This window comes from Citreicoccus inhibens, from assembly GCF_019039035.1.
Classification (GTDB): Bacteria; Myxococcota; Myxococcia; order Myxococcales; family Myxococcaceae; genus Citreicoccus; species Citreicoccus inhibens.
In genome coordinates this window covers 17,364-37,608 of record NZ_JAHNZT010000029.1, presented here as the reverse complement: position 1 = coordinate 37,608, position 20,245 = coordinate 17,364, and the positions used below count along the sequence as shown (strand labels likewise).

Here is a 20,245-nt window from a genome sequence, read left to right as displayed (position 1 = left end):
AGTGGTCGCGGGCGCTGGTCGCGAGCCTACTCGCGCTCCTCGGGTCGCTGGTAGACGACGACCTGCGGCGTCTCGTCCACGTACAGCCCCGTCACGGGCGTGCGCGTGCCGAAGGCCTCCCACGTGAGGAACTCGTGCTCGCGAAACTCCTGATGGTACTGATACGCGACGATGTCCGCCTCGGAGGGGGCGCCCACCGCGCGCAGGTCCTCGCGCAGCATCCCGTTGCGCTGATAGTCGCGGAACGAGAAGCCATTCACCTCGTGCAGGAAGATGCGCGCACCGGGCTTCGCGTGGGCGTTGATCCACGGCAGCACGCCCGTCACGTGGCTGGACCAGAACTGGCGCTGCATGCCCAGGGTGGCCGCGCCGGGCAGCCCTCCCGCCAGCTCCGAGTAGTACGCCGTCCCATAGGGGAACACGCGCGTCAGCGCCCACAGCGCGGGCGCGAGCAGGAGCGCGAACACGGGCACCAGCACCGCCACGCGAGGCACGGTGGGGCGGCGCTCCTTCACGTGTTCCCACAGCGCATCGCAGCCGCGCACCACGGCCGCGCCCGCGAGGATGCCCAGGAAGGGCATCGAGGGGAGCCAGTGCTTCACGCCACCGAAGTGCGGCACCTCGGGGTGGCTGATGACGAGGATGGACAGCACCGCGTTGACGCCCACGAGTCCCTCGGCGGGAGTCGGGATGCGAACCCATTCCCGTGCGCGCGGCGACAGGGCCAGCACGCTCCGGCCGGCGAGCGCGGCGAGCCCCGTCACCATGGGCGCGAAGAGGCTGGTGGGCACCGTCAGCGCCGTCTTCACCACGACATAGGTGAGCGGGAAGGGCGGCGCGCGCATGAGCGTGCCCAGATAGAACCAGGCGTAGTGATTGTGCGTGGCGTGGAAGGCCAGGTACCACGCGGTGCGCTCCACCGGCTGGTGCCAGAGATAGGGCCAGTGCAGGTAGAAGATGACGGGCCCGAACACCGCCATCGCCGCGAGCGGCACCAGCGCGCGCGTCACGCGAGGGCTCACCGGCTCCAGGTCCTTCAAGAGCCACGCGCCGCCCGACGCCATCCCGGCGAACAGCAGCGTGTGGGGGCTGAGCAGGAAGAACTTGCGCTGGAAGCCATCGAGCCCGCCCAGGCTCACCACGAGCAGGCCGTAGAGTCCGGCCACCGCGGCGAACAGGCCCACGAAGCGGAAGAGTCGCGCGCGGGCCTCGGGCTGGGACGCGCTCTCCGTCCAGGCGCGCCACAGCGCGAAGGGCGCCAGCGCGAAGGGCAGGAAGAGCGCGTTGTGCTTGGTGGCCAGCGCGAGCCCGAAGGCCACGCCGCAGCCCACGCCCCAGCGCGAGTCCTCCATCGCGCGCCAGAAGCAGTACACGACGAGCAGCCACATCGCGGCCACCGGCATGTCGAAGCACGCCAGCTCGGCGTTGAAGTACTGCCGCGGCACCAGGAGGAACGAGAGGGCCGCGAACAGGCCCGCCGCGCGGCCATACAGCGCGCTGCCCAAGAGGAAGCTCAGCGCGGGAATCATCGCCGCCAGCGCGAAGGCCGGGAGGCGGAACGCGGTCGCGTCGCGCACGAGGCCCAACGTGTCGTGGAAGAGCAGGTGGCTCAGCCCGAACAGCGTCTTCATCAGCGCGGGGTGCTCGTGGTTGTAGTCCCACGCGCGCACGATGGCCGCGTCTGAGAGGGCCTGCGTCGGCGCGTGGAAGAGCAGCCGGAACCAGCCCGCGTAGCCCTCCGCCGCCGCGAAGTAGACGCTCTCGTCGCGCGTGAAGCCCACCGCGGACTCGGTGAGGCACAGCGCCACGAAGGCCAGCGCCCACAGGGCCCACGCCAGGCGCTTCTCGTCGCGTGTGGCCGCTCGGCCCGTCATCCCCGGCCTCCCACCGTTGGCTCCAGCGCCATCACGTCCAGGCACACCTGCCGCGAGTCCGCGTTGTCCGCCTGCACCCAGACCTTCACCGTGCGCGGCGGGCCGGGCGGGAGGATGACCTCCGAGGTCTGCACGCCTTCACGCCCGGGAGGAACCGGGACCTCCAGCAAGCGCGCGTTGCTCGCGGCGTCGTCCACGCCCAGGTGCGCGGTGCTCAGCCGAGGGTCCTTCGAGTGCGCGAACTCGAAGATGATGCCCCCCTCGAGCCGCAGCCCGAGCCCGCCCGGCACGTCGTCGAACTCGGCCACCAGCCGCTGGGGGCCGCCCGGTGCGTGCATCCACAAGCAGTGGCGCGGCTCGTAGAGAATCTCGTGCCACTCCGGCGCGACGTAGAGATACGGCGGGCCGGGACACCGGTGCGCGCGGCCGTCGAACGGGCACTCGCGGCGCGAGCCATCCTGCTGCTCCAGGTACACGCGCGCCCGAGCGAAGGACTCCGAGGCCACCCAGCGGCGCGGTCGATACCGCCCGTTCTCATAGAGCCCCAGTGTCAGCGTGCCCGCGTGCGTGGCGGGGCCCGCCGCCTTGCGCCCCGGGAGGAACGCGGCGTCGAACGCGGAGACATCCGAGCGCGGAAGCTCCGGCTGGCCCAGCACCCAGATGCGCGGGTGCGCGGAGAGGTCCGCCTTGTCCGAGGCGAGCCAGCCGTAGATGGGAATCTCGGGGGGGAGGTAGAGGCGCGCGCGCTCGGCCCACCAGGGGAAGAGCAGCACGGCGTCCCCGGGACGGGCCTCGGCCCGCAGTCGCTCCGCCACCGCGCGGTAGTCCGCCTCCGAGGGAAGGCGGCCCGGCAGCCGGAGGTGGAAGAGCAGGCACAGGAGCGCGACGAGAAGCAGGCCCCCCAGCTCCACGAGGGGCAGCGCGCGCGTCAGCCTAGGACTTCGCAAGGCGAATCTTCTGCTCGCTCTTTTCCCGGCAGAAGGTGCAGAAGATGGGCTCGCCCTGGCTGAACGACGGCGTCCAGGGCGGGTACATCGAGCACCGCGGGTCCAGGCAGTGGTGCAGCTCCCAGAGGTGGCCGAGCTGGTGCAGCGCATGCCGGGCCAGGCCCTTGTAAGCGCTCTCCAGGTCCTTGTGCGGGTGGATGCTGAGCACCGCGCGGTCCTTGCCCTGGCGCGCGAAGCCCACGGTGGGCGCGGTGCCGCTCGGCAGCTCGCGGTCCTTGAGCTTGCGCGTGGTGAGCAGCAGGACCTTGTCGTCCGTGTAGGCGCGGATGCCCTTCACCGCGTCCACGAGCTTCTCCGCGTCCAACGGCTCGGACATGCCCGCGGGAATCTCCGCGCTGCCGCTGTGCTCGCTGCCCACGCCGAACGCCGTGTAGAGCGTCCGGTTGAACTTGGCGAGCTGCTTGTCGTCGATGGGGTCCAACGTCACGACGCGAATCACGGGGCGTCACCTCGGCGGAGGAGGGGCGGGGAGGCCATCACGTCACTCGCCCTCCGGTGGTTTCACCTTGGGCGGGCGACCGCGCTTCTTGGGAGCGGCGGGCGCGGCGGTCTCGCTCTCTGGCGGCTTGGGCTTGGGCGGGCGGCCGCGCTTCTTCGGCGGCGGAGGCGGCTCGGTGGACACGACCTCGGGCTTGGGCTTGGGCGGACGGCCGCGCTTCTTGGGAGCGGCCGGGGCCTCGCCCTCGGCGGGCTTGGCCTTGGGCGGACGGCCGCGCTTCTTCGGAGCGGACTCGTCGGAGGCGGACTCTTCGGACTCCTCGCCTTCACCTTCGCCCTCGGCGTTCTCCTCGGGCTCGGCGGGGGCCTCCTCCTCGGAGGGCAGATCCAACTCGCCGCCATCCAGGCCCATGAGGTCGCCGTCGAGGTCCATGTCGCCGTCCTCGCCATCGGGGCGAGCGAACTCGGCGGCGGTGCGCTTGGGGCGCTCGCGGCCGGGCGGGAACAGGACGATGTCGATGGAGTCCTCGGCGTTGACCTCGGCGGTGCCCAGCGCGGCGGCCACCTCCGAGACCAGCAGGTGCCGGGCGGAGTCGTACAGCTCACGCTCCTTGGTGGGCAGCGGGCGCAGCTCGCTCAGGACCTGCAGCGCCTTGACGACCTCGGCCAGGCCGAGGATTCCGCCCTGGGTCATCCGGTCCAGGTTGGTGCGCGCGCGCTGCTTCCAGTCCAGGTCCGCCTTGTCGCTGTCGGAGCGCAGGAACGCATAGATGCGCTCGACGTCCTCGGCGGTCGCGACCTTGCGGACCCCGATGGCCACGACCTTGGCCTCGGGCACCATGACGACCGCACCGTCCTCCTCGCGGCGCATGGTGACGAACGTGAGCTTCTGGCCAGCGACTTCCTTGACGTCAATCGCGGTGACGCGACAGACCCCTTGGTTCGGGTAGACGACCCGGTCGCCGACCGCGAGCTGGAGTGCAGCGGACCCTTCAGGCATGTCCCCCTCGAGGGCGAGTGAGAGAAGAACCGACGCGGACGCCGGTCGTAGCATTGAGCCACGCCGGACGCCACGAGTTTACCGGGGGAGGGTGGCCATCCGTTCTCCGGCGCGCTGGGACTCCAGCAGCCGGCCCAGCACCTCGTGCGTCCGCGCGTCCAAGGCCGCCTCGACCTGGGCATCGGTCGGACCCTCGCTCGCCGCGGACAGCTCGGGGCGCGCATCCACGCGGGACGAGAGCCCCGCCGTCGCCACCACCGCGAACACGACGACCACCATCAGCTTCTTCATGTTGAGTCCTCCGTGGCGACCCAGGGTAGGGGGAGCGCTCGGTGGATCAACTTTTCGGCAACAGGTCGCTGCACCGCTGTAGCGCCCGGTGGCTCATGGCGACGCGGGCGGCTTCCCCGCGAGCGGCATCAGTACGGACACGTGCAGCGTGAGACTGCCTGAGTTGTCGTCCGCCGCGTCGTCTGGGTACAGGAGCTCCAGCCACCGCGCGCCGTGCACCAGCGTGGGGTGGTTGACCTCCAGCACCTCCAGCGAGTCTGGATCCTCGCCGTTGCCATGCAGCGCGAGCACCTGGCTCACTGGCTCGCTGCCGGGGCCGCGCGTGCGTGCGGGCTCGGCGCCCTGGCGCACGAAGACCTCGTAGGTGGTGTTCGGATCCAACGCCCGCAGGGTGAAGCGCTCGGAGGGCAGGGGCGTCACCGTGTTGCGACGCGAGTCCAGCAAGAGGGTGGTGAGGGCGCCGGTGGCCTGCTCGCGCACGTGGACCTGGAGGGCGCCGCGGTTGTCGTCCACGCGCCCGTCCAGGAGGAACACGTAGAGCACGGCGGCCTGGCTGACCTCGACCTCTTCGTCGGGGCCCACCACGCCAAAGGTGCGCCGCGCGGGCAGGGCGGTGCTGCCCTCGACGAACCACGCGGCCTGCGCGGTGGGGACCGGGCCGCCCAGCGACACACGGCCCTCGGTGCGCAGGCCATAGGTCCGCGATGGATCCAGCCGCACGCGAGCGGCGGCCGAGGGCGGAATGAGCAGGACCTGCGCCGCGGCGGACAGCGACGGCGACGCCGAGGGTGTGAAGGTCGCCTCGTGGGACGCGGCCTCCAGTGCCTGCGCGCGAGAAGCAGCGGGCAAGGCCGCGGGCGGAGTGCGTCGCCGCAGTCGGGCATGGACGGCGAGGGTCGTGCCTCGCTCGGCGTGCAGCCGCTGGCTCCATGGCACCATGCCCGGCAGCGTCACCTCCACCAGGTGCTCCGTGTCCGAGTCCAGGTGGGTGACGAGCGCGGGCGTGGTGTCCGAGATGGGCCGGCCATCGACGCGCAGCATGGCCCCCGGCGGCGAGGAGCTCAGCTCCACGGAGAAGGAGTTCGTGCCTCCCAGGAACAGCCCCAGGCTGGTGGCCATCAGCGCCACGCCCACGGGCGCGAGCCACACGGCGCTCCGGCGCAGGCGGAACCGTTGGGGCGCGGGGGCGGGGGGCTCGGGGATGGGTTGGGTGGTGCGTTCGCCTCGGGGCTCGGGGGGGAGCGGTTCGGCGGGGACTGGCCTCGCGGGCTCGGGCGTGCTGTCCGAGGGGCGTGACCAGCGAGAGACCTCGGCGAGGAACTCGCGCGGCAACTGCACCGGGCGCCCCTCGGTGACGAGGTCGGGCTCGAACAGGTAGCCCATGAGATGCGCCAGCGCGCTGGAGGACACGTCCGGCGCGGCGAGGTGGAGGAAGCGCGCCAGGGACTCGGCGAACGCCTGCGCGGTGGGGAAGCGGCGCGAGCGCTCGGTGGCCATCGCCGTCAGCAGGATGCGCTCCAGCGCGGCGGGGATGGTGGGGTCCAACGCGCGGGGTGGGGCGAAGTCTCCGTCGATGATGCGCTGGAGCACCCGGTCCCGTGGCCCCTCGAAGGGAAGGCGTCCGCAGAGCAGCTCGTACAGGACGGTGCCCGCGGCGAACACGTCCGAGCGGGCATCCAGCGCCTCGCCGCGGGCCTGCTCGGGCGAGAAGTAGAAGTACTTGCCCTGCGCGGCGCGGGCCTCGGCCTCGTGGTGCCCGGCCAGCCGCGCGCGGGCGATGCCGAAGTCCACCAGCTTCACCTGCCCCTCGTAGCTGAGCAGGACGTTCTGGGGGCTCACGTCGCGGTGGATGATGTGCAGCGGGCGGCCCCCTTCGTCGAGGCGCGTGTGGGCGTAGGACAGACCGCGCAGCATCTCGATGCCCACCAGCACCGCGAGCGGCTGGGGCAGGGCGCGCAGGCCCTTGTCACGCGCGCGGCGGAGGACCCGCGACAAGGGGTGGCCATCCACCCATTCCATGGCGAGGAAGTACTCCCCTCCCACCTCGCCGAAGTCGAACACTTGCGCGATGTTGCCGTGACTCAGCCCCACCGCGATGTGCGCCTCGTTGATGAACATCGAGACGAAAGCGGTGTTTCCCGCGTAGTCCGGGAGAATCTTCTTGATGACGACAGGCTTGGTGACGCCCGCGGCAGCGGTCATCCGAGCGCGGAAGATCTCCGCCATGCCGCCCGTCGCGATGCGATCGAGCAGCGTGTACTTCCCGAATGGCTGGCCCGCGGGAGGCGGCGGCACGTTCGATTCGGCTCCTTCGTTGGGCAGCCCGCACGAAGACCGAGGAACGCTATCATGGACCCTATTAGACGCCATGGTTGGAAAATTCCGCTGAGCACACCCATTCGACACTTGACTGTTGCGTTGTTGTTGGCGTCCCCGGCCGCCCTGGCGGGTCCTGCCATCTGGGTGGCGCCCGCCCTGGCGAGTCCCGAGGGGCTCACCCTGGCGGGCCGGGTCCTGCAGGACGCCCCACGTCCGGGCAGCTCGCCGCTGTCGCGAAACCTGCGGCGTCTGCTGGCTCCGAACTGGGAGGGCGCGTCGGTGGAGGTGGAGTTCCAGGGCGTGAAGGCCTCCGTGACGAGCGGCGACGACGGCGCGTTCTCGGTGGACCTCCGGCCTGGGGAGGGGCATCGCTTCGAGTCCGGCCCATCCGTGGCGGAGGTGCGCGTGGCGGGAGCTCGGGCGCGCGCGCGGGTGGAGGTGGTCGCGGACGACGTGCCCTTCCTGGTGGTCTCGGACTTCGACGACACGGTGGCGGTGACGGGCGTGACGAGTGCACGGAGCCTGTTGACCTCCGCGCTGCTGCGGGACGGCCACACGCAGGAGGCGGTGCCTGGGATGGCGGCCTTCTATGGCTGTCTGCGAGCGGGCGCCGCGCCGGCGTTCGCGCTCGTGAGCGGCTCGCCCATTCAGTACCTGTCGCGGGTGCGAATGTTCCTGGCGCGCAACGGCTTCCCGTCGGGGTTCGGGGTGTACCTGCGCGACCTGGGGCCGGGGACGTGGTCGGGCTACAAGCAGCCCATCATCCGGCGGCTGCTGCGCCAGTTCCCGCAGCCCGTGGTGCTGGTGGGGGACTCGGGTGAGAAGGATCCGGAGGTGTACCGGGAGATCCGCGACGAGTTCCCGGGGCGCGTGAAGGCCATCTACATCCGCGACGCCGGCCACTCCGAGGACCCGAAGCGCTTCGCGGACATGGTGCTGTTCCAGGCGCCGCGCACCGCGGCCGAGCACGCGGCGAAGGCCGGACTCGCGAGCCCTGGATGTGTCGCGGCCTCGCTGCCCGTTGCGAAGGAGGCGCCGTGACGGTCCTTCGTGGGCGTGCTCCGTGGCGCCGAGGCGCGAGCCGTCCGGGGCTTGGCCCAGGTGATGGACACCGCACCATGACCGCCGCGAGCGGGCTCCCAGGCGCGGTGGCCGCCATGGGGCTGGTTCTCCTCCTGGGCGCGGGCTGTCGTGAGGACACGCCCGTGGAGCCGCTGCGCTCGTTGGCTCCGGCCCCGCTGCCATCGCTGGCGAGTGGCTCCGCGCATGGCTCGGACGCGGGGCGCGCGGAGGATGCCCTGCTCGAACTCGCGCCCGCGCCCGTGTTCGGTGAGCCGCTGCCCCAGGACGCCGTGACGGTGGTGCTCCACGGCGATGGTGCGCGCGTGGCGGGAGAGGACTTCGTGCCAGCTCGCCCCCAGGACGCCGCGCGACTCGGCGCGCGGATCGACGGGCGCGAGGTGCTCATCGTTCCGGACGCGGACACGTTCCTGGCGCAGGTCTCCGAGCTGTTCGCGGTGCTGAGGACGCACGCGGCCGAGGTGTGGCTGCAACACCCGGATGCGCCGGCGGCATACCCCCTCACGCTGCGCGATGAGGAGGGCTTCCGGGCCTGGTTGGATGATGTCGCGCCCGGAAGGCCGCGCATCATCCAGCGCGCGGACGGCTTCGAACTCGCCACGAGCGTGGGCAAGCTCCCGGGGCCGGACGCCAATGGACCTTCGGTGCCGGTGCGCGGCGGGCGTCAGGACCTCGCCACGCTGCGCCGCGGGCTGCGCCTGTTGAAGGGGCGGTTCACGACCACGGAGGAGCTGTGCCTGGTGCCCTCCTTCGGCACCGAAGTGGCGCAGGCCGCGAGGGCCCTCAGCGCGGACTATGTCGCGCGAGGCGAGCCCACCTTCGAGTCGCTCTGCCTCGTCTACCCCACGCCGCCCCGGCGCGCGGACGGAGGTTAGTCCCGAGCGCTCGCGTGCAGCGGGGTCTCCCTCGCCTGCTCGCAGCGGGTTGCCGGGTTGGGCGTCCGTGCTGACTACCCCACGAACGTGCCCCGCCGTACATTGCCTCCCGGGGCGTTGCGCGCGATGCCTCGCTCGGAGGAGTCATCCATGGTTGCTGTCGTCGAGTCCGCTGACCGTTCCCAGGCAGCTCTGGCCGGGGGAATGTTCCTCGCTCAGGAGGTGGGGGCCACGCCCTTCGTCACGCCCGAGTCCTTCACCGACGAGCAGCGCCTGTTCTTCAAGACGGCCCTGCAGTTCTGCCGCGAGCAAGTGCTGACGCAGGCGGAGCGCATCGAGGCGAAGGACAACGCGCTCCTGCGAGACTTGCTGCGCCGCGCGGGCGAATTGGGACTCCTGAGCGTGGACATCTCGGAGGCCCATGGCGGCACGGGCCTCGACAAGACGACGTCGCTGCTCCTGGCCGAGGCCATGGCGCTCCTGGGCTCGTGGTCGGTGACGTTCGGCGCGCACACGGGCATCGGCACGCTGCCCATCGTCTGGTTCGGCAACGCGGCGCAGAAGGCGAAGTACCTGCCCAAGCTGGCCTCGGGCGAGTGGGTGGCGGCGTACGCGCTGACGGAGCAGGGCAGTGGCAGCGACGCGCGCGCGGCGAAGACGAAGGCGGTGCGCTCCGCGGACGGACAGCACTACGTGCTCAACGGCTCCAAGCTCTACATCACCAACGCGGCCTTCGCGGACGTGTTCGTCGTCTTCGCGCAGGTGGACGGCGACAAGTTCACCGGGTTCATCGTGGAGCGCGGCACCCCGGGCTTCAGCGTGGGCCCCGAGGAGCACAAGATGGGCATCCGTGGCTCCTCCACGTGCCCGCTGTACTTCGAGGACGCGCGCGTGCCCGCCGAGAACCTCCTGGGCGAGCTGGGCAAGGGCCACAAGATCGCCTTCAACATCCTCAACTACGGCCGGCTCAAGCTGGGCGCGGGCGTCATCGGCGGCATGAAGCTGCAACTGGAGAACGCGCTCAAGTTCGCGCAGGAGCGCCAGCAGTTCAAGACGCCCATCGTTCGCTTCCCGCTCATCCGCGAGAAGCTCGCGCGCATGGCCTCGCTCGTCTACGCGCTGGAGACGATGACGTACCGCACGGCGGGCCTGGTGGATGGCCGGCTCGCCTCGAAGGAACGCTCGGCGCCGGACTACGACGCGCACCTCATCGCGGCCATCGAGGAGTACGTCACCGAGGCCTCCATCATGAAGGTGTTCGGCTCGGAGGCGCTCGGCGTGCTGGTGGACGACGCGGTGCAGATTCACGGCGGTGCCGGCTACATCGAGGAGTACCCTGTCGAGCGGGCCTATCGCGACGCGCGCATCAACCGCATCTTCGAGGGCACCAATGAGATCAACCGCATGCTCATCACCGGCATGCTCCTCAAGCGCGCGGTGAAGGGAGACCTGCCGCTGTTCGCGCTGGCGCGGTCCGTGGCGGATGCCTTGTCTCGCGCAGAGCGACCTCGGGCGCGCAAGCAGGATGCGCTCGCCGCCGAGGAGGTGGCCGCCGAGTGCGCCAAGCAGCTCGCGCTCCACGGCATGCGCCTGGCGACAGAGGCGTTCGGCACCGAGTTGGATCGCCACCAGGAGGTCATGGCGCTCCTGGCGGACGTGGTGATGGATGCCTTCGCGCTGGACTCGATGGTGACGCGCACGCGGCAGGTCGCCGGTGACGGCGCGCTGGACCCCACGCGGGTGGCGCTGGTGCGGCTGTACGCGCAGGAGTCCACGACGCGCGCCTTCGAGCGCACCCGCCGCGCGCTGTGCTCCATCTTGAAGGGAGAGGCGCTCCAGGCGGAGCTGAAGCGGTTGGCCACGCTGGACGCCTTCAGCCCGTATGACCCCGCCGAGCTGCGCGAGACGGTCGTCGCGGCCCTGGAGGTCGCGGGCGGCTATCCATACAGCGCCGCGTGACGGGCCCGCTCAGGGCATCCGCGACACGGCGTCCAGGCCAAAGCTGACCCGCGCCTGCCAGGGCGCGGGTGGCAGGGCCTCCAGCGCCATCAGCGCCTCCAGGCGCGCGAGCATCTCCGGGCGCAGCCGGCCGAACGTGGCGCCGAAGCCGGGCGTCACCGCGTCCGAGCCCTGCCGAGGCACGGTGGAGGTCCAGACGACCTCACCGTGCAGCATCAGCGGTCCCTCGCGCATCTCCAGCTCCAGGAGGAAGGGCGCGCCAATCTGCACCATGCGCGGCAGTGCCGGGGCCTCCACCTCCAGGCCCACGCCGCCGCGCGAGATGTCCCGCACGACGAAGCCGGGGGACTGGGGCCGATCATCCAGGGCGCGCACGTGGAGGGGCAGGCGCGGGAAGCGCCGCAATCCCGTGGCGTCCTCCTGGGCGAAGATGTGCTGGAGCACCGCGTCCAGGCCGCCTCGCTCATGGCCCGCGTCGTAGCGCACGGTGAGGCGGAAGCGGCTGTCTCCCATCCGCTCCACCTGGACCACCTCGCCCAACACCTCCACGGGGCGGGGGACGCCTCCCACGTGCATCTCGAAGGTGAAGAGGGTGCCCAGGGGCAGCCCGCGGCGCGTCTCCAGCGTGACGCCCCCCCGGCTCATGCTCCGGGTGTATTCGCCCACCAGTGACTGCGGCGTCTTGTAGGCCACCTTCAGTCGAACGTTCGTCGTCACGCTGTCCGACTCTCGGGCGGGGCGTGGAAAGAATCAAGTTCACCCCAGCTTCAAGGGTAGGCCACCGCACCGCGCCAGCCGGGTGACGCGCCAGGTGAGGTGCCCCGGAGCACGGCCCTTTGCCGGCCCCCCGCTGTTTCAACCTGTTGCGGTTTCTTGACCCCCCTGGAGGGGCCGCGTATGAATGCCGGCGTTGGGTGGTAAGGGGTGGGAAGGAGTGGCGCAGTTTCCCGTGGCGGGTTGAAAAGGTGGATCGTCCCGCGTGTTCCGAGGCGTCTATGAGCATCAGGTCGACGCGAAGGGGCGGACGAGCCTCCCGGCGAAGCTCCGGGAGACGCTGGTCGGCGCCTACGACGAGCGGCTCATCCTCACGACCGCGCTGGACCCCTGCCTTCATGCCTACCCGGTGCGGGAGTGGGAGGCCCTCGAGGCGTCCCTGGCGAAGCGCAACCCCATGGAACCTGGGGTCAAAACGCTGATGCGCCTGTACGTGGCCAGCGCGCAGGAGTGCCCCCTGGATCGGTTGGGGCGGCTGCTCATCCCGCCGTCGCTGCGCACCTACGCGGGGCTGGAGAAGGACGTGGTGTGGGCGGGGATGGTGAAGGTGATTGAGCTGTGGAGCCGCGAGGGCTGGGCGAAGGCGCAGGAAGCGGCGCGCCAGGAAGCCACCTCCGCGGACGTGATGCGCGTGCTCGCCGAGCTGCGCCAGCAGTAGGTCGGAAAGTCGACAGGAGCCGGAAGTCCCGGGAGGGTGGCACGCGTATGAACCAGGTTCTGGAGGTGCGGCGAGGCGCGGTGGCGGCGTTGGGAACCGAGCGGGTGGAGACGCTGATGCTGGAGGGCGAGCTGGGCGAGCAGGAGCTGACCGAGCTGTGCGAGGACCTGGGCCGCAAGCTGAACCGCGGCACGCGGCAGATCGTCCTGGACTTCCATGAGGTGTCGCACCTGAACTACCGCGGCGTGAAGCCGCTGATGGCGCGCGCCGAGGCGTTCCGCCGCTCCGGAGGGGACCTCAAGCTGTCCGCGCTGTCGCCGTACCTGGCCGCCATCTTCCGCGCGGCCGGCGCGCACGACTCCTTCGAGATGTATCCGCACATGAACGACGCTCGGGCGGCCTTCACGCTGTCGCGCGCCCCCTTCGTCTGACTTGCGCGAGCCTTTGGACTTCCAGCATCAGACCGTGCTCCTCCAGGAGACGGTGTCGCTGCTGCAGCCGGGAGCGGGGAAGGTGATCCTCGACGGCACCCTGGGGGGCGGAGGCCACTCGGAGGCGCTCCTCGCCGCGGGTGCGACCGTGGTGGGCGTCGACCGGGACCCGGTCGCCCTGGCCGCGGCCACCCAGCGCGTGGGCGCGAGCACCCGCTTCCAGGCGCGCCAGGGGAACTTCGGGGATCTGCTGCGCGTGGCGGCGGACCTGCTGCCGGTGGATGGCGTGCTGGTGGACCTGGGCGTGTCCTCACCGCAGCTCGACGTGGCCGAGCGCGGCTTCTCGTTCTCCAAGGACGGCCCGCTGGACATGCGCATGGGGCCGGACGGTCCCACCGCGGCGGAGCTCATCGCGAGCACGGACGAGCGCGACCTGGCCTTCCTCCTCAAGGACCTGGGCGAGGAGCCCTTTGCCCGGCCCATCGCGCGGGAGCTCAAGCGCGCGCTGCCCACGCGCACGCTGGAGGCCGCCGAGGTCGTCAAGCGCGCGGTGCCGCGCAAGGCGTGGCCCACCCGCATCCACGTGGCCACCCGGACGTTCCAGGCGCTGCGCATGGCCGTCAACGGTGAGCTGGAGGCGCTGGACGCGCTGCTCGCCGCGCTGCCCAAGTTGCTGAAGGTGGGTGGGCGCGCCGCCGTCATCTCGTTCCACTCGCTGGAGGACCGCAAGGTGAAGGAAGCCTTCCGGTCGCTGGCGGGCCAGTGCACCTGTCCCCCGGGGCTGCCGGTGTGCGCCTGCGGGGGCGTGGGAGACTTCGCGCTGCTCACGAAGAAGGCCGTGGCGGCGTCCGAGCAGGAAATCGAGGCCAACCCCCGGTCTCGCAGCGCGCACCTTCGCGGCGTGGAGAAGATTCGATGAGCAAGACGTCCCCGCGTGGCTCCGTGTCCCTGACGGGCGTGCTGCTGCACCTGTTGCCCGCCGTGTTCCTCTTCGCGCTGTTCGCCGCGGTGGGCATCCTCCACGTCACCAGCCGCGTGCTGGTGGTGGACATGGGTTACCGGCTGTCCCAGGAGGAGGGCGAGAGCCGTGCCCTCGCGCGGGAGAACGACCGCCTGAAGCTGGAGCTGGCCACCCTCAAGGGGCCGGTGCGGCTGGAGCGCGTGGCGCGTGAGCAGCTGGGCATGGCCATGCCCGCGGGCGGCGCGGTGGTGTCTCTGGGCGCGGACTCGCGCCGGGCCCCGGCGTCGGCGACTCGGGTGGAGGCGCGCACCGCCGCGCCCTCGACTCGGGTGGCGGAGCGGGGGACGGCGCGGTGAGGGATTTCAAGGCCGCCAGGGCTCCCGAGCCCAACGCGAAATGGCTCAAGCTGCGGGTCCAGCTGCTGTTCGGGCTGTTCCTGACGCTCTTGGGAACGGCCTTCGCGCGCGCGGTCTTCCTCCAGGTCTTCGAGCAGGAGAAGCTGCGCGGACTCGCGCAGGACCAGTACGTCCGTCAGATTGAGATTCCCGCCCGCCGAGGTGACATCTTCGACCGGCGCGGCACGCCCCTGGCCCAGAGCGTGGAGGTGGACTCCATCTGGGTGGACCCCTCGCTCCTGCCGGACGTGCGCGCCGCCTCGCGCGCCATGGCCCGCGTGCTGAAGGTGGACGCGGACGAGCTGTTCGGCCGGCTGACGCGGGCCAAGCGCTTCGCGTGGGTGAAGCGGCAGGCCAAGCCCCAGGACGTGGACGCCATCAAGGAGCTGGGGCTTCCGGGCCTGGGCTTCACCAAGGAGCCCAAGCGCTTCTATCCCCAGCGAGAGCTGGCCGCGCATGTGGTGGGGCTGGTGGGCACCGACGGCCACGGCCTGGAGGGCCTGGAGCTGGCCTTCGAGGACGAGCTGTCGGGACAGAACTCGCGCCTGTCCGGCTTCCGTGACGCCAAGGGGCGCAAGCTGTTGGTGCAGGGCGCGTTGGATCCGCTCGAGCGGCAGGGCGCCTCGGTGACGCTCACGCTCGACCGGCACCTTCAGTACGTGGCCGAGAAGGCGCTGGCCAAGGCGGTGGAGGAGTCGCGCGCGGTGGCCGGGACGGCGGTGGTGTTGGACCCGCGCACCGGCGAGCTCTTGGCCCTGGCCAACAACCCCCGCTTCAACCCCAACGCCCCCGAGGGGGGCGACCGCGGCGCCATCCGCAACCGCGCCGCGCTGGACACCTTCGAGCCCGGCTCCACCATGAAGTCGTTCGTCATGGCGGCGGCGCTGGACCAGAAGCTCATCACCGCCGACTCGACGTTCTTCTGCGAGAACGGCGCGTGGCCGGTGGGCCGGCACACCATCAACGATACGCACCCCCACGGGAACATGAACATCGAGGGCATCCTCCAGGTGTCCTCGAACATCGGCACCGCGAAGGTGGCCAACGTGCTGGGCCGCGAGCGGCTGGTGGCGGCCTACCACGCGTTTGGCTTCGCCGAGCGCACCGGCCTGGCGCTGCCGGGTGAGGGCCGGGGCGTGATTCCCTTCCCCAAGGCGGACGTGGCCCTGGCCACCCAATCTTTCGGGCAGGGCATGACGGCCACCGCAGTCCAGGTGGCGGCCGGCTATGGTGCACTGGCCAACGATGGCGTGCTCATGCGTCCCTATCTCGTCTCCAAAGTGGTGGACCCGGACGGGGTAGTCTTGCTGGAGAACCAGCCCACGGAGCTGCGGCGGGTGGTCTCCGCGAAGACGGCCCGGCAGGTGGTGGGCATGCTCGAGAGCGTCGTGACCAAGGGAGGAACCGCGCCTCGGGCCGCCATGGCGGAGTACCGCGTGGCGGGCAAGACGGGCACCGCCCAGAAGGCGGACCCGGTGGCGCGGGGGTACTCGGACAAGCGGATCGCCTCCTTTGTCGGCGTGGTGCCGGCCGAGGCACCGCGTGCCGTGATTCTCGTCGTAGTGGACGAACCGAAGACGGACGTATACGGGGGGCTCGTGGCTGCCCCCGCCTTCAAGGAAATCGCAACCGCCGCCATGGCCCACCTGGCCGTGCCCCCGTCTCGCACGGTGGCACCACCAGAGGGAGTCGCGGCGGCCGTTCCCCTGGCGCCCCCCCCGGCGTCCAAGGCATCGGCCAAGGCAGCCCCCATCAAGGCGGCCCTGGCGGAAGCGGTGACCGAGACCCCGGAGCCTGGCACGGTGCGTGTGCCAGACGTCCAGGGACAGGCGGGCCGTGACGCGGTGGTGCAGTTGTTGGCCGCGGCTCTGGAGCCACAGGTACTGGGCAGTGGACGTGTGGTGTCTCAAACCCCCGCCGCCGGCTCAATGGTGGAGAAGGGGGCCCGGGTGACGCTGGAGCTCGCCACGCGGCAATAAGGCCGCGCCCGCTCCAGGCCCCGCGCTTGCAATACGTGTGAAGGGGAAGAGATGAAGCTGACGGATGTCCTCGCAGGGTGTGGAGCCGAGCAGACCTCGGGCGGCCGTTCCGCGGTTGACGTCACCGGTGTGACGCAGGACTCGCGGCGCGTGAAGCCGGGGGACCTCTTCGTCGCCGTGCCGGGGACCAGGGAAGACGGTGCCCAGTTCATTGGGGAGGCCGTGTCGCGCGGCGCCGTGGCCGTGGTCTCCGAGAAGCCAGTGCCCGCGTCCCAGGTGCCTTTCTTCAAGGTTGGCAGCGCGCGCAAGGCGCTGGCGCTCATCGCCGCCAATTTCTACGGACGCCCCGCGGACAAGCTCACGCTGCTCGCGGTGACGGGAACGAACGGAAAGACGACGACCACGTACCTGCTCGAGGCCATGAGCACGGCGGCCTACGCGTCCACGGGCGTGATTGGCACGCTGGGGTACAAGTTCGGCGGCAAGACGGTGGAGAGCCCGAACACCACGCCGGATCCGCTTGAGCTGCACCGGATCTTCCGGGAGATGGTGGACGCGGGCGTGGAGACGGTGGTGATGGAGGTCTCCAGCCACGCGCTCGCGCAGGAGCGGGTGCACGGCCTCACGTTCAAGGCCGCCGGCTTCAGCAACCTGAGCCGCGACCACCTCGACTACCACAAGGACATGGAGGACTACTTCCAGGCGAAGCGGAAGCTGTTCGCCGAGAACCTGTCCGCCACCGGCGTGGCCGTGGTGAACGGCGACGACACCTACGCCAGCCGCGTCTACAACGAGCTGCGCGGCCAGAAGCGCATGGCGTGGAAGTTCAGCCGCCTGGGCGCTGGCGAGGTCTCCGCCACGGACGCGACGTTCACGCTCCAGGGCATCAAGGCCACGCTCAAGACGCCCGCGGGTGACATCCCCGTGAAGAGCAAGCTGCTCGGGCCCCACAACCTGGAGAACATCCTCCTGGCGGCGGGCATCGGCCTGGGCGCGGGCTTCTCGCGCCGCGACGTGCAGGACGGCATCGAGCGCATGTCGCGCGTGGATGGCCGCATGGAGCGCGTGGAAAACTACGGCCCCGGGCCGGGGCCCGCGGTCCTGGTGGACTACGCCCACACGGATGACGCGCTCAAGCGCTCCATCGAGGCGTCGCGCGCGCTGGCCAAGGGCCGCGTCATCGTGGTGTTCGGCTGCGGCGGAGACCGCGACAAGGGCAAGCGTCCGCTGATGGGCGCGGTGGCCGCCGAGGGCGCGGACCTGGCCGTGGTGACCAGCGACAACCCGCGCACCGAGGAGCCCGAGGAGATCATCGCGCAGGTGACGCCGGGCCTGGAGAAGGGCGGCCTGCGCCGCATCTCCGTGGGCAAGGCGAAGAGCGGCGAGAAGGGCTACCTGGTGGACGCGGACCGGCGCGCGGCCATCGAGCAGGCCGTCAACCTGGCGAAGGAGGACGACGTGGTCCTCATCGCGGGCAAGGGCCACGAGGTGCACCAGGTCATCGGCGCCCAGAAGCACACCTTCGATGACCGCGAAGTGGCGGCCAAGGCGCTGGCGAGCCGCACGCCAGGCTGAGCCCAAGCCCACCCGTCGCCGCGCTCGCACACCGTTATGGCCGCTCGATTCTCCGACGACGAGGTGGTTCAGGCGACCGGGGCCACCCGGCGCGGCGAGCCGGTCCCCACCGGCTTCTCCGCGGTCTCCACGGATACGCGGACGCTCACCCCGGGGTGCCTCTTCGTGGCGCTCCAGGGCGAGCGGTTCGACGCCCATGACTTCGTGGACGCAGCGGCGCGCGGCGGCGCGGCGGGCGCGGTGGTGAAGCGCGGGCAGCGGCTTCCAGTCCTGCCCGAGGGCTTCGCGCTGTTTGAAGTCGAGGACACCCTGGCCGCGCTCGGCGGCCTGGGGCGCCACCACCGGATGCGCTTTGGCATCCCGGTGGCGGCGGTGGGGGGCAGCAACGGCAAGACGACCACCAAGGAGATGGTGGGCGCCATCCTCGCCGTGCGCGGCCCCGCGCTGAAGACCGAGGGCAACTTCAACAACGAGGTGGGCGTCCCGCTGACGCTCTTCCGCCTCGAGCCTCGGCACGTGGCGGCCGTCATCGAGGTCGGGATGAACCGGCCCGGTGAGATTGAGCGGCTCACCCGCGTGGTGCGGCCGGACGCGGGCGCCATCACCGTGGTGCAGCCCGAGCACCTCGAGGGGCTGGGCAGCCTCCAGGGCGTGGCGGAGGCCGAGGGCGAGCTGTTCCGCGAGCTGTCGTCGCGCGCGACGGCGGTGGTGAACCTGGATGACGCGCTGGTGGCCGCGCAGGCCGCGGGCTCACCGGCGAAGCGGCTGACGTTCGGGCGGGCCGAGGGCGCGGACGTGCGGCTCGTGGCCGTGGAGACGCTCGGGCGCGACGGCATGGTGGCCACGGTGCGGCACGCGGGCGTGGACTGGCGGGTGCGGCTGCACTTCGTGGGTCCGCACAACGCGCAGAACGCCACGGCGGCCTTCGCGGTGGCGCTGGCCCTGGGGTACACGCCGGAGGAGTGCGCGCGCGGCCTGGAGCAGGCGCGGCCCTACTCGCGGCGCTTGAATGTGTTGGACGGGCAGGGCGGCGTGGTGGTGGTGGATGATTGCTACAACGCCAACCCCGCATCCATGGAGGCCGCGCTGGCGACGCTGGCCACGCTGGTGCCCGCGGGTGGCCGGCAGGTGGTGGTGCTCGGGGACATGCTGGAGCTGGGCCCCGGGGAGTTGGAGGAGCACGCGAAGCTGGGCGCGCAGGCGGGGCGGCAGGTGTCGCTCGCCGCGTTCTTCGGGCCGCGCTCCTCGCGAGGGTTCGAGTCCGCGGGCCTGGGTGAGGCCGCGGCGCACTTCACGGAGGTCGAGCCGCTGGTGGCGTGGTTGAAGCCCCGGCTGCGCTCGGGCGACGTGGTGCTGGTGAAGGCCAGCCGCGGCATGCGGCTGGAGCGGGTGGTGGCCGCCCTGACGGGCACGGCCGCTCCTGGAGGGAGCCACTAAGTGCTGTATTTCCTGTACGAGGCCATCCAGAACACGGAAGCGGGGCGCATCCTCAACTTCCTGCGCTATCCGACGTTCCGCATCATCGCTGCGGGGGTGTTCGCGCTCCTGCTCGGCATGCTCATCGGGCCTCGGGTCATCGCGCGGTTGCGGCTGACGCAGCACGGGCAGAGCAACGTGCGCGAGGACACGCCGGACTCGCACCAGAAGAAGAAGGGCACGCCCACCATGGGCGGCGCGCTCATCCTGGTGTGCATCGCGGCCGGGATGCTGCTGTTCGCGGACCTCAAGAGCCGCGCCGTCTGGGTGATGCTGCTCTTGACGTTTGGCTACGGCTTCATCGGCTTCCTGGATGACTGGCTCAAGCTGTCCAAACGCAACTCGAAGGGCCTGGCGGGCCGCAAGAAGATGGTCCTCCAGACGTTCTTCTACCTGGTGGCCGTCTTCGGGCTCTTGTGCACGTGGACGAAGGCGGATGGCTCGTTCGGGCCCACGCTGCTCATCGACACGCGGCTGACGCTGCCGTTCATCCCGTCGCACTGGTTCAACCCGGACCTGGGCTGGTTCTACGTCCTGTTCGGCTGGCTGGTGGTGGTGGGGACCTCCAACGCGGTGAACCTCACGGACGGCCTGGACGGCCTGGCCATCGTGCCCACCATCGTGTCGGCCGTGACGTTCTGCGTGCTCTGCTACGTGGCGGGCACCACGCTGCACATCGCGGACACCGAGACGGTGAACGGGGTGGCGCGACTCACCGCCACGCCGCTCTACAAGTACCTGGGCATCCTCCAGGTGCCGGGCGGCGCGGAGTTGGCCGTGTTCTGCGCGAGCATCGTGGGCGCGGGCATCTCGTTCCTGTGGTTCAACACGTATCCGGCCTCGGTCTTCATGGGCGACATCGGCTCGCTCGCGCTGGGTGGCGCGCTGGGCGGGCTGGCCGTGCTGTCGAAGAACGAGGTGGTGTCCGCCATCATCCACGGCATCTTCTTCGCCGAGGCCCTGAGCGTGATGATCCAGGTGGCCTCGTACAAGATGACGGGCAAGCGCGTCTTCAAGATGGCGCCCGTCCATCACCACTTCGAGTTGAAGGGGCTGGCGGAGCCGAAGATCATCGTCCGCTTCTGGATCGTCGCCATCCTCTGTGGCGGCGTGGCGCTCCTGTCCCTCAAGCTGCGCTGAGCGCGAGCGAGGT

18 protein-coding genes are annotated in these 20,245 nt (G+C 70.9%); 11 read left to right on the top strand and 7 right to left on the bottom strand.

The features are described 5' to 3' along the window. Positions 1 to 26: 26 nt before the first annotated feature. The 6 genes from KRR26_RS26890 to KRR26_RS26865 all read right to left on the bottom strand — a co-directional run bounded on the left by KRR26_RS26890 (position 27) and on the right by KRR26_RS26865 (position 6,905). The gene (locus KRR26_RS26890; protein WP_217081195.1) at positions 27 to 1,874 is read right to left on the bottom strand and encodes an ArnT family glycosyltransferase; all 1,848 of its coding nucleotides are present in this window, start codon (positions 1,872 to 1,874) and stop codon (positions 27 to 29) included. Further along, positions 1,871 to 2,821 (bottom strand): hypothetical protein, encoded by a 951-nt coding sequence (locus tag KRR26_RS26885; RefSeq protein WP_217081194.1) that lies wholly within the window; start codon positions 2,819 to 2,821, stop codon positions 1,871 to 1,873. The genes KRR26_RS26890 and KRR26_RS26885 overlap by 4 nt, the downstream gene beginning before the upstream one ends. Then, complete coding sequence (locus KRR26_RS26880) at positions 2,808 to 3,320, bottom strand: zinc metalloprotease (protein WP_120202517.1); 513 nt, start codon at positions 3,318 to 3,320, stop codon at positions 2,808 to 2,810. Before KRR26_RS26880 ends, KRR26_RS26885 begins: the two co-directional genes overlap by 14 nt. Before the next feature lie 42 nt (positions 3,321 to 3,362). Continuing rightward, positions 3,363 to 4,319 carry a CarD family transcriptional regulator gene (locus tag KRR26_RS26875; RefSeq protein WP_217081193.1) on the bottom strand — a complete coding sequence of 319 codons (957 nt, stop codon included), beginning with the start codon at positions 4,317 to 4,319 and terminating at the stop codon, positions 3,363 to 3,365. 78 nt (positions 4,320 to 4,397) lie between these two features. Beyond that, positions 4,398 to 4,610: a hypothetical protein gene (locus tag KRR26_RS26870; RefSeq protein ID WP_120202513.1), complete on the bottom strand. Its 213-nt coding sequence runs from the start codon at positions 4,608 to 4,610 to the stop codon at positions 4,398 to 4,400. Positions 4,611 to 4,703: 93 nt separating this feature from the next. Continuing rightward, positions 4,704 to 6,905 (bottom strand): serine/threonine-protein kinase, encoded by a 2,202-nt coding sequence (locus tag KRR26_RS26865; protein WP_328707220.1) that lies wholly within the window; start codon positions 6,903 to 6,905, stop codon positions 4,704 to 4,706. Between the two features lie 168 nt (positions 6,906 to 7,073). Here KRR26_RS26865 and KRR26_RS26860 point away from each other — a divergent pair, with 168 nt between their 5' ends. From KRR26_RS26860 to KRR26_RS26850, 3 genes are all read left to right on the top strand, one after another. Beyond that, positions 7,074 to 7,970 (top strand): phosphatase domain-containing protein, encoded by an 897-nt coding sequence (locus KRR26_RS26860; RefSeq protein ID WP_233576648.1) that lies wholly within the window; start codon positions 7,074 to 7,076, stop codon positions 7,968 to 7,970. 77 nt (positions 7,971 to 8,047) lie between these two features. Continuing rightward, the gene (locus tag KRR26_RS26855) at positions 8,048 to 8,884 is read left to right on the top strand and encodes a hypothetical protein (RefSeq protein WP_236069228.1); all 837 of its coding nucleotides are present in this window, start codon (positions 8,048 to 8,050) and stop codon (positions 8,882 to 8,884) included. A 150-nt stretch (positions 8,885 to 9,034) separates the two neighbouring features. Further along, entirely contained in the window at positions 9,035 to 10,843 is a 1,809-nt protein-coding gene (locus KRR26_RS26850; RefSeq protein ID WP_217081191.1) for an acyl-CoA dehydrogenase family protein, read from the top strand. A 9-nt stretch (positions 10,844 to 10,852) separates the two neighbouring features. Here KRR26_RS26850 and KRR26_RS26845 read toward each other — a convergent pair whose 3' ends face one another. After that, positions 10,853 to 11,560 carry a PilZ domain-containing protein gene (locus KRR26_RS26845; protein ID WP_217081190.1) on the bottom strand — a complete coding sequence of 236 codons (708 nt, stop codon included), beginning with the start codon at positions 11,558 to 11,560 and terminating at the stop codon, positions 10,853 to 10,855. Positions 11,561 to 11,822: 262 nt separating this feature from the next. Here KRR26_RS26845 and mraZ point away from each other — a divergent pair, with 262 nt between their 5' ends. Genes mraZ through mraY form a run of 8 tightly spaced genes read left to right on the top strand, consistent with a single transcriptional unit; the run spans position 11,823 to position 20,232 of the window. Further along, positions 11,823 to 12,275: a division/cell wall cluster transcriptional repressor MraZ gene (mraZ, locus tag KRR26_RS26840; RefSeq protein ID WP_120202502.1), complete on the top strand. Its 453-nt coding sequence runs from the start codon at positions 11,823 to 11,825 to the stop codon at positions 12,273 to 12,275. A 47-nt stretch (positions 12,276 to 12,322) separates the two neighbouring features. Then, positions 12,323 to 12,706 carry an STAS domain-containing protein gene (locus tag KRR26_RS26835; RefSeq protein WP_217081189.1) on the top strand — a complete coding sequence of 128 codons (384 nt, stop codon included), beginning with the start codon at positions 12,323 to 12,325 and terminating at the stop codon, positions 12,704 to 12,706. 13 nt (positions 12,707 to 12,719) lie between these two features. Then, on the top strand, positions 12,720 to 13,625 hold the full coding sequence (rsmH, locus tag KRR26_RS26830; protein WP_120202498.1) for a 16S rRNA (cytosine(1402)-N(4))-methyltransferase RsmH: 906 nt from the start codon (positions 12,720 to 12,722) through the stop codon (positions 13,623 to 13,625). Continuing rightward, positions 13,622 to 14,023 carry a cell division protein FtsL gene (gene ftsL, locus KRR26_RS26825; protein WP_120202495.1) on the top strand — a complete coding sequence of 134 codons (402 nt, stop codon included), beginning with the start codon at positions 13,622 to 13,624 and terminating at the stop codon, positions 14,021 to 14,023. Before rsmH ends, ftsL begins: the two co-directional genes overlap by 4 nt. Further along, positions 14,020 to 16,041 carry a penicillin-binding protein gene (locus KRR26_RS26820; protein ID WP_120202493.1) on the top strand — a complete coding sequence of 674 codons (2,022 nt, stop codon included), beginning with the start codon at positions 14,020 to 14,022 and terminating at the stop codon, positions 16,039 to 16,041. Before ftsL ends, KRR26_RS26820 begins: the two co-directional genes overlap by 4 nt. Before the next feature lie 51 nt (positions 16,042 to 16,092). Beyond that, on the top strand, positions 16,093 to 17,616 hold the full coding sequence (locus tag KRR26_RS26815) for a UDP-N-acetylmuramoyl-L-alanyl-D-glutamate--2,6-diaminopimelate ligase (RefSeq protein ID WP_120202491.1): 1,524 nt from the start codon (positions 16,093 to 16,095) through the stop codon (positions 17,614 to 17,616). Positions 17,617 to 17,652: 36 nt separating this feature from the next. Beyond that, entirely contained in the window at positions 17,653 to 19,053 is a 1,401-nt protein-coding gene (locus tag KRR26_RS26810; RefSeq protein ID WP_217081188.1) for a UDP-N-acetylmuramoyl-tripeptide--D-alanyl-D-alanine ligase, read from the top strand. Next, positions 19,054 to 20,232, top strand: coding sequence for a phospho-N-acetylmuramoyl-pentapeptide-transferase (gene mraY / locus KRR26_RS26805; protein WP_120202487.1), 1,179 nt, complete (start codon positions 19,054 to 19,056; stop codon positions 20,230 to 20,232). Positions 20,233 to 20,245 lie beyond the last annotated feature (13 nt).

Excerpts from the sequence above, each read along its gene's own strand:
- KRR26_RS26890 (WP_217081195.1), bottom strand. The coding sequence starts at position 1,874 with ATGACGGGCCGAGCGGCCACACGCGACGAGAAGCGCCTGGCGTGGGCC.
- KRR26_RS26875 (WP_217081193.1), bottom strand. The coding sequence starts at position 4,319 with ATGCCTGAAGGGTCCGCTGCACTCCAGCTCGCGGTCGGCGACCGGGTC.
- KRR26_RS26870 (WP_120202513.1), bottom strand. The coding sequence starts at position 4,610 with ATGAAGAAGCTGATGGTGGTCGTCGTGTTCGCGGTGGTGGCGACGGCG.
- KRR26_RS26855 (WP_236069228.1), top strand. The coding sequence starts at position 8,048 with ATGACCGCCGCGAGCGGGCTCCCAGGCGCGGTGGCCGCCATGGGGCTG.
- KRR26_RS26850 (WP_217081191.1), top strand. The coding sequence starts at position 9,035 with ATGGTTGCTGTCGTCGAGTCCGCTGACCGTTCCCAGGCAGCTCTGGCC.
- KRR26_RS26835 (WP_217081189.1), top strand. The coding sequence starts at position 12,323 with ATGAACCAGGTTCTGGAGGTGCGGCGAGGCGCGGTGGCGGCGTTGGGA.
- ftsL (WP_120202495.1), top strand. The coding sequence starts at position 13,622 with ATGAGCAAGACGTCCCCGCGTGGCTCCGTGTCCCTGACGGGCGTGCTG.
- KRR26_RS26815 (WP_120202491.1), top strand. The coding sequence starts at position 16,093 with ATGAAGCTGACGGATGTCCTCGCAGGGTGTGGAGCCGAGCAGACCTCG.
- KRR26_RS26810 (WP_217081188.1), top strand. The coding sequence starts at position 17,653 with ATGGCCGCTCGATTCTCCGACGACGAGGTGGTTCAGGCGACCGGGGCC.